Source organism: Pseudoclavibacter terrae (assembly GCF_008831075.1).
GTDB lineage: Bacteria > Actinomycetota > Actinomycetes > Actinomycetales > Microbacteriaceae > Pseudoclavibacter > Pseudoclavibacter terrae.
Window position 1 is genome coordinate 332,193 of sequence record NZ_WBJX01000003.1, and the last position, 13,407, is coordinate 345,599.

At 69.4% G+C, this 13,407-nt stretch carries 14 protein-coding genes; 7 read left to right on the forward strand and 7 right to left on the reverse strand.

Translation table 11 applies throughout. The features are described from left to right. Positions 1-199 precede the first annotated feature (199 nt). On the forward strand, positions 200-1,609 hold the full coding sequence (locus F8O03_RS11025; protein ID WP_151423899.1) for an MFS transporter: 1,410 nt from the start codon (positions 200-202) through the stop codon (positions 1,607-1,609). A gap of 175 nt (positions 1,610-1,784) precedes the next feature. Here F8O03_RS11025 and F8O03_RS11030 read toward each other — a convergent pair whose 3' ends face one another. Continuing rightward, positions 1,785-3,059, reverse strand: a complete 1,275-nt coding sequence (locus F8O03_RS11030; RefSeq protein ID WP_151423900.1) for an alpha-amylase family glycosyl hydrolase — start codon at positions 3,057-3,059, stop codon at positions 1,785-1,787. A gap of 99 nt (positions 3,060-3,158) precedes the next feature. Here F8O03_RS11030 and F8O03_RS11035 point away from each other — a divergent pair, with 99 nt between their 5' ends. Then, positions 3,159-4,079 carry an aldose 1-epimerase family protein gene (locus F8O03_RS11035; RefSeq protein ID WP_151423901.1) on the forward strand — a complete coding sequence of 307 codons (921 nt, stop codon included), beginning with the start codon at positions 3,159-3,161 and terminating at the stop codon, positions 4,077-4,079. A gap of 30 nt (positions 4,080-4,109) precedes the next feature. Here F8O03_RS11035 and F8O03_RS11040 read toward each other — a convergent pair whose 3' ends face one another. Further along, positions 4,110-5,039 (reverse strand): N-acetylglucosamine kinase, encoded by a 930-nt coding sequence (locus F8O03_RS11040; RefSeq protein WP_104254456.1) that lies wholly within the window; start codon positions 5,037-5,039, stop codon positions 4,110-4,112. A 94-nt stretch (positions 5,040-5,133) separates the two neighbouring features. Between F8O03_RS11040 and F8O03_RS11045 the strand changes: the two genes are divergently transcribed. From F8O03_RS11045 to F8O03_RS11060, 4 genes are all read left to right on the forward strand, one after another. Continuing rightward, positions 5,134-5,778, forward strand: coding sequence for a hypothetical protein (locus F8O03_RS11045; RefSeq protein WP_151423902.1), 645 nt, complete (start codon positions 5,134-5,136; stop codon positions 5,776-5,778). Between the two features lie 70 nt (positions 5,779-5,848). Continuing rightward, positions 5,849-6,787, forward strand: coding sequence for an HpcH/HpaI aldolase/citrate lyase family protein (locus tag F8O03_RS11050; protein WP_244296191.1), 939 nt, complete (start codon positions 5,849-5,851; stop codon positions 6,785-6,787). A gap of 148 nt (positions 6,788-6,935) precedes the next feature. Continuing rightward, a complete protein-coding gene (locus F8O03_RS11055) occupies positions 6,936-7,400 on the forward strand; it encodes a peroxiredoxin (RefSeq protein ID WP_208851849.1) in 465 nt (154 codons plus the stop codon). Between the two features lie 101 nt (positions 7,401-7,501). Then, positions 7,502-8,200 carry a GNAT family N-acetyltransferase gene (locus F8O03_RS11060; RefSeq protein WP_151423903.1) on the forward strand — a complete coding sequence of 233 codons (699 nt, stop codon included), beginning with the start codon at positions 7,502-7,504 and terminating at the stop codon, positions 8,198-8,200. Positions 8,201-8,229: 29 nt separating this feature from the next. Here the strand turns inward: F8O03_RS11060 and F8O03_RS11065 are convergent, their stop codons facing one another. The 4 genes from F8O03_RS11065 to nucS form a co-directional block, all read right to left on the reverse strand. Then, complete coding sequence (locus F8O03_RS11065; RefSeq protein ID WP_208851850.1) at positions 8,230-9,426, reverse strand: ATP-binding protein; 1,197 nt, start codon at positions 9,424-9,426, stop codon at positions 8,230-8,232. A 17-nt stretch (positions 9,427-9,443) separates the two neighbouring features. Beyond that, complete coding sequence (locus F8O03_RS11070; RefSeq protein WP_151423904.1) at positions 9,444-9,926, reverse strand: DUF3224 domain-containing protein; 483 nt, start codon at positions 9,924-9,926, stop codon at positions 9,444-9,446. Positions 9,927-9,975: 49 nt separating this feature from the next. After that, a complete protein-coding gene (locus tag F8O03_RS11075) occupies positions 9,976-10,743 on the reverse strand; it encodes an HAD hydrolase-like protein (protein WP_244296193.1) in 768 nt (255 codons plus the stop codon). A gap of 69 nt (positions 10,744-10,812) precedes the next feature. Beyond that, positions 10,813-11,508, reverse strand: coding sequence for an endonuclease NucS (gene nucS / locus F8O03_RS11080; protein WP_104254462.1), 696 nt, complete (start codon positions 11,506-11,508; stop codon positions 10,813-10,815). A gap of 190 nt (positions 11,509-11,698) precedes the next feature. Between nucS and F8O03_RS11085 the strand changes: the two genes are divergently transcribed. Then, entirely contained in the window at positions 11,699-12,757 is a 1,059-nt protein-coding gene (locus F8O03_RS11085) for an ECF transporter S component (protein ID WP_151423905.1), read from the forward strand. Here the strand turns inward: F8O03_RS11085 and F8O03_RS11090 are convergent. Beyond that, positions 12,754-13,386, reverse strand: a complete 633-nt coding sequence (locus F8O03_RS11090) for a LysE family translocator (RefSeq protein WP_151423906.1) — start codon at positions 13,384-13,386, stop codon at positions 12,754-12,756. The genes F8O03_RS11085 and F8O03_RS11090 overlap by 4 nt on opposite strands. Positions 13,387-13,407: the final 21 nt, after the last annotated feature.

Consider the following 13,407-nt stretch of genomic DNA (forward strand, 5'->3'; position numbering starts at 1 on the left):
ACTCGCAAGTCTTGCTACAGTTGCCGATCTGTCGAGCGTCGCCGCTCGGGTAGGTCGAGGCGGCGACGTCCTCGGTCCGAGGCTTGAAACCTCCAGCACTCGCTTTCTGAGAACCTGGAGGGTTTTCTTGTCTCTTGACGCGTCTTCCGTCGCCCGCGCATCCGCGCCACGCACTGTTTCCAAATGGTGGGCACTCGCTGTGCTCGCGCTCACCCAGCTCGTCGTCGTCCTCGACGGCACGATCGTCACGATCGCCCTGCCGCAGGCCCAGGTCGACCTCGGCCTCACCGATGTGCAGCGCCAGTGGGTCGTCACGGCCTACGCGCTGGTCTTCGGCGCGCTCCTTCTTCTCGGCGGCCGCATCGCCGACTACTGGGGCCGCAAGCGCGCCTTCCTCGTCGGCATGATCGGCTTCGGCGCCGCCTCCGTCTACGGCGGCTTCGCGCAGAACGCCTTCGACCTCATCCTGGCTCGCGGCCTGCAGGGACTGTTCGCTGCACTCCTCGCCCCGGCCGCGCTCGCCCTGCTCACGGTCAGCTTCCCGTCGGGCAAGGACCGAACCACCGCCTTCGCGGTGTTCGGCGCCATCGGCGGAAGCGGCGCAGCGGTCGGGCTCGTCCTCGGCGGGGCGCTCACCGAGTTCGCCAGCTGGAGGTGGTGCCTGCTCGTCAACGTCTTCTTCGTCATCGCCGGTGTCATCGGCGCGCTCATCGTGCTCAAGGAGAGCAAGGCAGAGGGCGACAACACCTACGACCTGTGGGGAACGCTCACCGTGTCGCTCGGCCTCGGCTCGCTCGTCTACGGCTTCAGCCTCGCCGAAGAAGGCTGGGGTTCGCTCGGCACCATCGGCTTCCTCGCGCTCGGGGTCGTGCTGCTCGCCGCCTTCGTGTGGATCGAGACGCGCGTCGCCCAGCCGCTGCTCCCGCTCCGGGTCGTCCTCGACCGGATTCGCGGCGGGGCATTCCTCATCCAGGCCGTCATCGGCAGCGTGCTCATCGGCGCGACCATGTACCTCGCGCTGCACCTGCAGATCGTCATGGGCATGGAGCCACTCGTCGCCGGGCTCGCGAACGTCGCGATGACGGTGGTCATCCTCGCCTGCGTGCCCGTCTGCGCACGCCTGCTCCCGAAGTTCGGCCCGCGTCCGTTCATGATCGTCGGCCCGATCATCGTCGCCGGCGGACTCCTGCTGCTCTCCGGCGTGACCGTCGACGGCGGCTACGTCACGCACATCCTGCCCGGACTCGTACTGCTCGGCATCGGCCTCGCCATGATCTTCGTGCCCCTGCAGAACCTCGCACTCACGGGCGTCGAACCGCACGACGCCGGCGCAGCGGCGGCGACCGTCAACTCCACCATGCAGATCGGCGGCTCGATCGGCCTCTCGGTCTTCACCGTCTTCTACGCGAACGCGGCCGCCGCAGGTCTCGAAGCTGGCGAACCCCAGCTGCAGGCCTTCACGAACGGCTACTCGGCCGTGTTCCTCGCGGCGGCTGGCGCCATGCTCATCGCAGCGCTCATCGCCGGGTTCATGATCAGGGGCACCAAGGAGCGCCCGCTCGTGCAGCAGGACTCCGAAGGGCAGGACACGCTCGTCTCCATGCACTGAGTCCGTTCGGGCTCCAGCGGACGGGCCCCGGGTCCGGTCGCTCTTGAGGCTGACCAACATCAGTGCGATATCGGGCGTTCTGGTGCGACATGCGCGCCTGAAGCGAAGCAGTGCACTGATGTTGGTCAGTCATTCGGTGGAACGCACGACTGAGCTCCGTGGCCGGCCGCGGCAGCTAGCCGGCGTCACTCCAGCGCTCGAGGCCGTGGCCACTGACCTCTCGGCCTCCGAGCTGCACAGCGTCGTCGCCGAGATTGACCGCGAGCTTCGCGAGTTCGCCGTCAGCACCCTCGGCGACGAAGAGCGCCGCCGTGTTCGAGAGGTCCTCCGAGCGGATGCTCGCCGTCGCGAGCCACGGGTGCTGGCGCCGGAACGCGATCGCGTCACGGTGGGCCTGCGAGTAGGGGTTCTCAGGCCACTCGCCAGGGTCAGCCGGGAACTCTGGACGGATGGCGTCGTCTCCACCCTCGCGCTCCTCCTTGACCGCTTCGAGCCCGCGCTCGTCACCCGCGTACACGCTGGGGGCGCCGGGGAAGAAGAACAGCATGGCGACGGCCGCGGCGTGATTGCGCTCGTCGTCGATGGCGCTCGCGATGCGCGTCACGTCGTGGTTGCCGAGGAACGTCATCGGCAGGAAGTGCGCCACGAAGTCGTTGTGGCGCTGCAGCGACCAGTCGAGCTCGAAGAGATTCTGCTCCTGCACGGACGAGCGCAGCGCCTTCCACAGCTCGTACTGCGTGACCGAGTCGAGCCCCGAGTCGGCGACGTATCCCTCGTAGTCCCCGTGGATGACCTCGCCCAGGAACCACGCGTCGGGGAAGCGCTCGCGCAGCGGGTCGATCGCCGAGCGCCAGAAGAGCGGACTCACGGCGTAGGCGGCATCGAGGCGCCACCCGTCGGCGCCTCGCTCCAGCCAGTGCGCCATGACGCCGGAGACGTACTCGATGACCTCGGGATGCTGATGATTCAGCACAACGAGCGCGTCGTGGCCCTCGAACACATCCACGGTGAGCCCGTCGACCTCGCGTGCATCCGAGCCCCTGGCGAACCTGGCGGCCGCGGCGGAATCGGGCCCGGCCTCGACCGCCTCGCGCCACCAGGGATGGTCACGGCCGACGTGATTGAAGACGCCATCGAGGAGCACGCGGATGCCGCGCTCGCGGCACGCGGCGACGAGGGCGTCGAAGTCGGCGTCGTCGCCGAGCCGAGGGTCGACGCGCAGATGGTCGACCGTGTCGTAGCCGTGCGTCTGCGATGCGAAGACGGGACCGAGGAGCAGGCCGTTGAGCCCGAGGCCGACAAGCTCGTCGAGCCAGGCGGTGATGCGGTCGAGGCGATGCTCAACGGGTCCGTGCGGGTCGCCGCCGGTCGTGTCCGCGCCCACGAACCCGAGCGGGTACACGTGCCACCACAGGGCGGTCTGCGGCCAGGACTGAGGAGCTGAGGTCATCGCCTCAGGCTAGTGAGGCGGGCTGTGAGCGCCCCATCCGAGTCGGCGTGAAAGACTGCCAGTCGTCCTTCCCCTGACAGCACCGAGGAGTCCCCACCGATGTCGATCACCCCGCGCTCAGGCTCCTCCTACTTCCTCTCGCACGGCGGATACGAGGCGTCGATCTCCAGCATCGGGGCGACACTGCGCGAGCTCACACACCACGGCAGGCACCTCGTGCACAGCTTCGACATGGATGAAGTGCGGCCGGCGTACAAGGGTGCGACGCTCGCGCCGTGGCCGAACCGCATCATCGACGGCCGCTACCGCATCGACGGCCAGGAGCTGCAGCTTCCGCTCTCCGAGCCGAAGCGCGGGCACGCCCTCCACGGACTTGCCCTCTGGCTCGACTTCCAGCCGGAGGACGTCGGCACCGACTTCGTTCTCCTCACCGCCACGATCGAGCCGCAGACCGGCTACCCGTTCCGTGTCGAGGTCCGCACGAGGTTCGAGCTCGGCGAAGGCGGCCTCACGACGACCATCGAGCTGCGCAACGTGGGCGCCGGAACCGCCCCGGCTGGCGCATCCACCCACTCCTACCTCGTCGCAGGCGAAGGGCAGATCGACGACTGGACCCTGCAGTCGCCGGCGCAGAAGCTCATGCACGCGCACGGCGCGCGCCTGCTCCCCGGCTCCGTCGTCTCCGTCGAGGAGGTCGCCGGTGCGTTCGACTACCGCGAGGCGCGACGCATCGGCGAGATGGAGATCGACCACGCCTTCACCGACGTCTTCGGCGAGAGCGACGCCGCCACGGTGACCCTCACGACCGCTGACGGCACGGGGGTCGGCATGACCTGGGGCACAGACGCGCCCTGGGTGCAGATCTTCACGAGCGACCAGCCCGGCATCGACTGGGACCGCCAGGCCGTTGCCGTCGAGCCCATGACCTGCGCACCCGACGCCTTCAACTCGGGCCTCGACCTCGCCTGGCTCGAACCGGGCGAGAAGCTCGAGACCTCGCAGCGGATCTTCGCGATCTAGCCACCCCCAGGGCCGGCGAGCGTCAGGACGCTAGAGCGTCACGACCCCGATCGAGGCGATGAGGGCGTGATCCTGCTCGAGATGGGGGAGCATCGCCGCGCCATCGAGCGGGTGGCTCTCGCCCACCGCCACGCGAGCCTGAGGGACGCGCTCGAGCAGCGAGCTGCGGAACGCCGCCGCCACGTGCGGCGACGAGAACACGTTGCCGATCGCGCGCACCTGAACCTCGTCACGCGACCCCGGCAGGCCCACGCGGGCCAGCCCGGCCGCAACCGAGGCCGCGAGCTGCGAGCCGGCAGCCGCAAGGATCTCGGCGGCGACCGCATCCGTCTCCGCCAGGTCGCCCACCGACCTCGCGAACGAGGCGATGTGCCGCACCTTCCCCTCGTTGGTCTGCAGGGACACGTACATGCTCGGGAGATCCGGGTGGTGAGCCAGCACGACCTCGGTCAGCGCCGTCTCGGGGCCGCGACCATCGAAGGCGCGCATGACCGCGTCCAATGCCGCACGGCCGATCCAATAGCCGGAACCGGCATCACCGACGAGGTACCCCCAGCCATCCACCTGCGCGAGCCGCTCTTCCCCGACGGCCAGCGTGACCACACCGGTGCCGGCCGCCACGACCGCGCCCAGCTCGGAACCGAGCGCACCCAGGAACGCGGAGATCGAGTCGTGCGCGATGAACACTCTCGCGACACCGAACGGCTCCACGAGCAGGGCGAGCTCATCCGCGACGGTCTGCGCATGCGTCACACCGGATACGCCTCCAGACACGGTGACGCCCGTCAGACCGGAATCCCGCAGCGACTGCTCGACGACGCTCGCGAGCTGCGGCGCCAGCGGCAGGTCGGTGCGGATAGCGGCGAATGAACGCACCTCGCCCGAGTCGATCTGCGAGCGGATGCCGCTCTGGCCGGCATCGATGGCAAGAACGGGCGCTGGGGAGAACGTCGTCGTCATGCACCGAATCGTATTGCAGTCAGGCGACAGCACCGTCGCACACCGGGCAGAGGTGCCCGAGCCGGAAGCACGCCAAGAGTCCTAGGGTGATGGCATGACGACACCGAGCCAGTGGAACGGGCAGCAGCGACCCGACGGCCAGCAGAACTCGCAGCAGAACTTCGCGGCGAACGCCGGGCAGGGCGCCCCCGGCTACGGAACGCCGCCGAGCGGCCCACCTTCCGCCTACAACGGGTACGGGCAGGCAGCTCAGGGGCAGCAGCAGGCGTACGGGCAGCAGCCGCAACAGCCCGCCGGCTACCAGCAGCAAGCAGGCGGCGAGTACCAGCAGCCGGGGTCCCACCAGCAGCCCGGGGCCTACTCGCAGCCCGGCAACACCCCACCGCGTCCCGTGCTCACCTTCTCGTCGCTCCGCGAAGAGCTCTCGTTCGCGGCCAATCGCTTCGGCATGATCTCGCTCGCGAGCGCGCTCGGCGGATGGCTCCTCACGACACTGCTCTCATTCGTCATGAGCATCGTCGCGCGCACCGGGAGCTTCGAGATCTACTCGGTCCTGAACCCGGTGCAGACCATCCTGCAGATCCTGAGCGCCGCGGCAGCCATCGTCTTCGGAGTGCTCGCACTGCGCGCCAGCGGATGGCGCAACATGCCAGCCTCAGTGGGCTCCGTCCTGGGTGTCGTCATGATCGTCCCTGCGCTCTTCTACTTGCTCCTCGAACTCATCCCCTACTCCTACTGATCAGCATCCGGGCCGGTTCTTGTAGGGGTCCGCAGAAGGACAGGGCGTTTCGTCGTACTAAGCTCACACCTTGGCTGCGGAAAACGCGGCCGTGCGTGGTCGAGCCGGCCCGTGCATCCAGTCGATGAATGAGGCGAGAGTTCTGAACGTTCCAGCGAGCCCCCACCCCAAGTCAACAGCCGGTCACGTCGTGCCGCCGGCGGATGCCAGGTCCTGGCTGCTCGTCCCGGCGTCCAGGCCGGAAGCGTTCGACGCCGCAGCGGAGTCCCGCGCCGACGTCGTCATCCTCGACATCGAAGACGCCGTCGACCCGAAGCACAAGGCCGCCGCACGCGCCGACGTGATCTCCTGGCTCAAAGCCGGCAACTCCGCCTGGGTTCGCATCAACGACACCCTCTCCGACTTCTGGGCCGACGACGTCGACGAGCTCGCGGGCGTCCCCGGACTCCTCGGCGTCGTGCTCGCCAAGACCGAGCAGGCCGAGCAGGTCGTCAACACCTACCAGCGCCTGGGCGCGCGCATCCCCGTCGTGCCGCTCATCGAATCGGCGCTCGGACTCGAGGAAGCCACGAACATCGCCCGCGCCGACGGTGCGTTCCGTCTCGCCTTCGGCAGCGGTGACTTCCGTCGCGACACCGGCATGTGGGCGACCCGCGAGGCCATGGCCTACGCCCGCTCGCGCCTCACCGTCTCCTCCAAGGCGGCCGGCCTGCCCGGCCCCGTCGACGGACCGACCACCGACGAGAGCCTCCGCGTCCTGCGCAACGAATCCGAATGGACGCTCGAGCACGGCATGACCGGCAAGCTCTGCCTCCGCCTCGAGCAGACCGCCGTCGTCAACGAGGTCATCTGCCCGCAGACGAGCGACATCCTCTGGGCCCGCGAGTTCCTCGCAGACTTCGACGCTGCCGGCGGCGTCGTCCGCGACGGCAGCGACCTGCCCCGCCTCGGCCGTGCGCGCAAGATCCTGCGCCTCGCCGAGGCCTTCGGCATCACCGTCGAGGTCTAGCCGTACCCGACCGACAGCTCGACTGAAGGCCCGCGGGCCGCCCGCCCCTGGTTCACCGGTGGGGAGGCGGCCCGTTCGCTGTTCCCAGGAGAGCGTGGATCCGCGCTCGCTAGAGTCGGCACGTCAGATCCCCGAGCGAGGAGCAATCTTGGTCACCACTCTCAGCGTCGGCGACAGCGCCCCCGACTTTGCCCTCACCGACCAGCACGGCGAAATCATCCGGCTCAGTGACCTCACCGGGTCGCCCGTCGTCGTCTACTTCTACCCCAAGGCGGGCACGACCAAGTGCACGCAGCAGGCGTGCGACTTCCGCGACAACTTCGACGCCCTGAGCGGCGCGGGTGTCACCGTGCTCGGCATCTCGCTGGACCAGCCGCGAGAACTCGCGATCTTCGGCGAAGAGCAGCAGGTCCCGTACTCGCTGCTCAGCGACTCCGGCGCGACCGCCATGGAATGGGGTGCGTGGGGCGAGCGTCCCGTCGCCGGAATCGCGGGCACCGGCGTGATCCGCTCGAGCTTCATCGTCGACGCGGCGGGCAAGCTGTCGTACGTCGCGTACGACGTCGACCCCGACGGTCACGTGCAGGAGCTTCGCTCGCACCTCGGCGTGTGACGACGCAGCGAGGCAACAGGCCGTAACGGTCGGTCACGCCGCGCGGGAGTGGCGCCGACGTGCGTGACAATCGGAGACACATCCACCGTCTCGAGGACCACATGACCGACACCGCCATCGCCTCCACCTCTGTGCTCGACAACCCCGCCTGGCACTCGCTGACCGGTGCGCACGCGCACCTCGCGATCGGCGGCGACCTCGTCAAGCGATATCCGGCGGACGTGTCGCCGTTCCTCGGCGTGCGCTCCTGGGAGGAGCCGGGCGTGTGGGACGCGATCGCCGAGCTCCTGGGCTCGGGGGCCGAGCTCGCGATCTCGCACGCAGACCCCGAGGTTCCGGCCGGATGGGCGCAGACCTGGCGCGGTGAAGGCGTGCAGCTCGTGCAGACGCCGCGCCTGCAGACCAGGCCGGATGACGAGGTCGTGGAACTCGGCGCCGACGACGCCGACGACATGCTTGCGCTCGTCGAGCGGAATCAGCCAGGGCCGTTCCTGCCACGCACCTATGCGATGGGCCGCTACATCGGCATCCGCCGCGACGGGAAGCTCGTCGCCATGGCGGGGGAGCGGCTCCACCCCGTGGGGTGGACGGAGATCAGCGCCGTCGCGACCGACGCCGACTACCGGCGCCAGGGCCTCGCCTCCCGCCTCGTGCTCGACGTGGCCTTCCACATCCAGGAACGCGGCGACCAGGCCCTCATGCACGCCGCAGCCAGCAACACGGGCGCCATCGCCGCGTACGAGAAGCTCGGCTTCGAGCTGCGCCGCGCCACCCCGTTCACGGGCGTGCGCGTCCCCTGAGCCGCTCTGGGCTGAGCTCTCCGGCCTCGCTACTCGTCGTCGCCGGGCGGGGGAGGGAACGCGCGGCCGTGGGGGAGCGCGATCGCCTCGCTCACCACGTGCTCGCGCAAGTACTCGCGCAGGTAGGGCGTCGTGAACTGCACACGGCCGTACCCCGCCGGTTCGATGATGCCGGCGTTGATGAGCCGCTGCCGGTAGACGCCCACGTAGCCAGCCTTCGCGCGCATCCGCTGGCGGATCTCGCTCGAGAGCGAGGGCCCGTCGTCGCTGGCCATCGCGGCGAGGTAGGTGCGGTCGCCGACGGACAGCGCCGCGAGCGTCGGCTCGTAGATGTACTGGCCCATCGCCTGCCTCGCGAGGCGGACAGCACGCCGCGTGTGCTGAAGGTCGATGCGCTCGGCACCGCCGGCTTCCTGCCAGGACTTGGAGCCGATGAACTGCACGAGGAAGGGGTACCCCTGCGTGCCCCGAACGGCGTAGTCGAGCGCCTCGTCGTCGATGCTCCGACCGCCGCCGAAGATGGGTTCCGAGAGCGCTCGCGCTGAGGCCTCGTAGCTGAGCTGACCGAGTTCCTGAACGTGCGCGCGGCGGAGGAAGGTGAGCATCCGGTCGCTGCGCAGCTCGTTGATGTTCGGCTTGAGGCCAGCCCCGACGAACGCCACGTCGAGGCCCTCACGGAAGGCATGCTGCACCACCGTCGTGATTTCGCGAAGGTCGTCGATGGCGCCGCGGTGGATCTCGTCGACCGTGATGAGCACGCCGGTGCCGTTCGGCGCGAGGAGGCCCGTCAGCGCGGTCAGCTGTGATCGCAGGTTGGCGACTGGTCTGTGCCGGTCTTCGACGGTCGAGATGAACCCGCCGGAGCTCATCGGCAGCGTGACTCCCGTGATGCGCCGCTTGCTGGCCCGGGGGTCGTGCTCGGCGAGCAGTTTCGGGAGAGCCTCGGTGGTGATGCGCTCCGCGAGTCCCTTGGTGGCCGTCTCGGAGATGACGAGCCAGCCGCGCGACACCGCGATGTCTTCGAGCGCGTTGAGCATGACCGTCTTGCCGACCCCTCGCAGACCGGTGACGAGGGTCGCCCGCCCCACCTCTCCGGGAGTGCCGTCGATGGCCGCTTCGAAGGAGGCCAGCATCGCCGACCGTCCGACGAGCAGCGGTGGCGTGACCCCGAAGGACGGCGTGAACGGGTTGGGGGGCGCGGATGCTCCTCCTGCTTGCTTCGGCACCGGACCGCGCCTTCCGGTCAGGCCGAGGGCTCGGACGTGCCCGCCTCGACTTCGCCCGCGAACACCTCGCCGTCGATCTCGACCTCGTCGGTGTCGTCGAACTGGATCTCGAGCACGAGCGTGTGGTCGTCGCCGCGGGCGATGATCTCGCCCGTGCCGCTCACGCCCGCCAGCTCGCCGGTACCCGAGTCGGGCACGACGTGCAGCAGCCCGCCGCCGGCGGCCGGCCGGCCCCTCGCGACCGTGTTCGCGTGCCAGAACGCGAGCGTGCCCGACTTGCCGGCGATCGTGCCCTCGAAGGCGTCGATCGCGACGTAGGTGCCGGACCCGTGCTTCTCGTTGAAGGCACCCGCGAAGAGCACTTCGCTGCGCCCCTCGATGTCACCCCCCGAGATGGCACGGATGATGAACGCACCCCCGAGCGGGGCTGCGGTCTCGATGCCGACGGCACGGCCGTTCGCATCCCAGGCTTCGATCGTGAAAGAGCTCTCTACGCGCATGCCACGAGGATACGACGGTGCACCGACAAAGGGGCGGGAGCCGCGGGGATCAGTCGAGAGCGAGGAAGGCGCGGAGTCGCTCGGCGGAATCCGCGACCGCCACCGAGCCTGCTTCCTCACCCAGGCGTCCGTAGCCCCACGACACGTAGACGGCGGGCACGCCGTGCGCCGCTGAACCCTGGACGTCGTAGAAGCGGTCGCCGATCATGAGCACGTTGCTGAGGTCGACGCCGGCGACGTCGAGGCGCCTGAGCGCTTCTTCGATGACGTCGGCCTTCGCCGAGCGCACCTCGTCGTCGGAGGCTCCTGTGATCGTCAGGAACTGGTCGGCCACGCCGTAGCTCTCCAGGATGACCGCCGCGGAGCTCTCGGGCTTGCTCGTCGCCGTCGACTGCGGGATGCCGGCCGCGTGCACATCGCGGATGACCTGCAGGACACCCGGGTACGGGTCGCCGATGAACGAATCCGACTCGCGGTAGATGGTGCGGTAGCGCTCGGTGGCCTCGATCGGGTCGAGCCCGTAGGCGGCGAAGGTCTCGTGGATGGGAGGGCCGACGTGCTTCAGCAGCTCGGCGTCTCCGGGAATCGGGAGGCCGTAGCTGGAGAGCACGGCGCGGAGGCTGTTCAGGATGCCGGGCGCCGAGTCGCTGATGGTGCCGTCGAGGTCCCAGAGGATAGCCGTGTACGGGGCGATGCCGGTTCCGCGCTCGAGGTCGACTCGTCGCGTTGTCGGCGTCGCTGCCGGCTGGACGACCTCGATCGGCTGGGGTTCGCCGGGGACCGGACCGGTCATTTCAGTGGAGCTTGTGTGCGTCATGTCCGAGCCAGTGTAGTGAGGAGCAACCGAGCGGAGGGCGACAGGCAGCTGAACGGTCGGGGCGGGCCGTCAGAACAGGCGCATGTGGCGTGGGTCGACGCCCCGCATCTCGTCGTAGTCGAGGATGACGCAGCGGATGCCGCGGTCCTCAGCCAGCGTGCGGGCCTGCGGGGCGATCTCCTGCGCCGCGAAGACGCCGGAGACGGGGGCGAGCAGCGGGTCGCGATTCATGAGCTCGAGGTAGCGCGTGAGCTGCTCGACGCCGTCGATGCCGCCGCGTCGCTTGATCTCCACGGCGACGGATGCGCCGGTCGCGTCACGCGCGAGGATGTCGACGGGACCGATGGCCGTCATGTACTCGCGGCGCACGAGCGCGTGGCCCTCACCGAGCAGGTCGATCTGGTCGGCGAGCAGCTTCTGCAGGTGCGCCTCGACCCCGTCCTTCTCGAGGCCCGGGTCCTTGCCGAGGTCGTGCGAATGGTCGCTGAAGACCTCGCCGATCGTCACGAGCAGCTGGTCGCCGGTCTTCGTCTGCGTGACCCGCCAGAGCGCCGTGACGCCGGCGTCCGCCTGGGTCGCATCCGGTGCCTCTTCGACGATCGAACAGGGGGCGCTCATCCAGTTCAGCGGCTTGTAGCTGCCCCCGTCGGAGTGCACGAGGAGGCTGCCGTCGGCTTTGCGCATGAGCACGCGAGGGGCCATGGGCAGGTGGGCGGTGAGGCGGCCGATGTAATCGACGCTGCAGTTCGCAATGACAAGACGCACCTGTCGAGGGTAATCGGTCGAGACGCGACGGACCGTCGCGCGCGCCGGTGTCTGGCGTGGACCCGAGCGACCGGTTTCCAGTGCTGGCGGAGCGAGAAGTCGGTCGGCGCCTGGCCACGATATCCGGCTTTCCGGCGCTGATACGGTGATGATCGGCAGGCAGCCCTCAGCCTGGGCGGGGAGGTTCATCGTGGCGGATGCAGATCGGGAAACCTGCGATGTCGTCGTCGCGGACCTCCGCCGACTGCGAGCCGAGTCGGGCGGCATGCCCTTCGCGGAGATCGCCTCCCGCATCCAGGCCAACCGTCGCAGCGTCGGCTCCGATGCGACGGGTCCCGCCCGGACGACCGTGTTCGAGGCCTTCCGCCCCGGCCGATCCCGGCTCGACGCGCGACTCATCGGCGAGATCGTGGAGGTGCTGGGAGCCCCGCCGGCGACGGTCCCAGAGTGGGTCGCCAGAGCTGGCTACGCCATCCCGTCGGCACACGCCAAAGCGGCGACGAAGGGCACCAGAACGGACGGGGCGGATGCGACCCCGGCCGAGCCCGCGGAGTCGCAGCCGGCGAGCGAGCAGCTGAGCGGACCGACTCCGGTGGTGAGCACCGCGCCCGCCATGCAGGCCTCCGGCGACGCTCGCCCGCGCCGACAGCTCGGCCCGCGGCAGATCATCCTCATCATGACGGCGAGCATCCTCCTGAACCTCGCCGGGCACCTCGCCGTCAGCTACCTGCGCCTGCCCTTGTTCTTCGACATGATCGGGACAGCTGTCACGGCCATCGTCGTCGGCCCGTGGGCTGGTGTGCTCGTCGCGATCGTCACCAACACCGGCGGTGTGTGGCTCAGCGGACCGCACTCGATCTGGTTCTCGCTCGTCAACGTGGCAGGCGCCCTCGTCTGGGGGTACGGGGCGCGCCGCTTCGGCATGGCGTCGACGCTCCCTCGGTACTTCCTCCTCACGATCCTCGTCGCGTTGTCGTGCTCTGCGGTCGCGGTTCCGATCCTGCTCGGCCTCTTCCACGGCGGAGTGGGCCACGCAGGGGAGAGCATCGTCTGGACGCTGCAGATGCTGGGGCAACCCCAGGGCCTCGCCGTGCTGGGGTCGAACCTCGTCAACTCGCTCGCCGACAAGCTCATCACGGGGTTCGTCGCACTCGTCGCCGTCGCGTCGATCGCTGCACGGTGGGTCGTGCCCGGGATCGGTGACCGATTGCGTCGACCGCTCTCAGACGCCCCGGAGGGGTCGGCCTAGCTCTTCGCGCCCGACAGGGCGAGCACCCCGCCGAGCCCGATCATCATGGCCCCGCCTGTGGCGGACATGCCGGAGATCCGTTTCGGTGACTTCGCGAACCACTCGCGGGCCGTTCCGGCGGTGAGCGCCCACGTGCCGTCGAAGATGAGGGCGAGCAGCAGGAAGCAGAGGCCGAGCTCGAGGAGCTGCGACCAGGCTGGCCCGGCGCCCGGTGACACGAACTGCGGCAGCACGGCCACGAAGAACGCGATCGTCTTGGGGTTCGTGCTGCCGACGACGAAACCCTGCGCGAGGAGCCTGGCGGCGCTCGCGGGTCGTGGGGTCTCCGCGGCCAGGTGCGCGTTGCGGTTGCGGATCGCCTGCACGCCGAGCCACACGAGGTAGACGGCGCCGACGATCTTGAGGATCGTGAATGCGAGCACCGACGACGCGACGAGCGCTCCCACGCCGAGGGCGACCGCGAGGACCGCCGGGATCATGCCGATCGCGTTGCCGACCACGCTCAGCACTCCAGCACGCCGGCCGAGCGCGATCGACCTCCCGATGACGAAGAGCACGCTCGGTCCCGGGATGAGGATGAGCAGCACCGACGCGACGGCGAAGGCGAGCAGGCTTTCGAAGGGGACCATGACGCGAACCTAGCGCCCGTT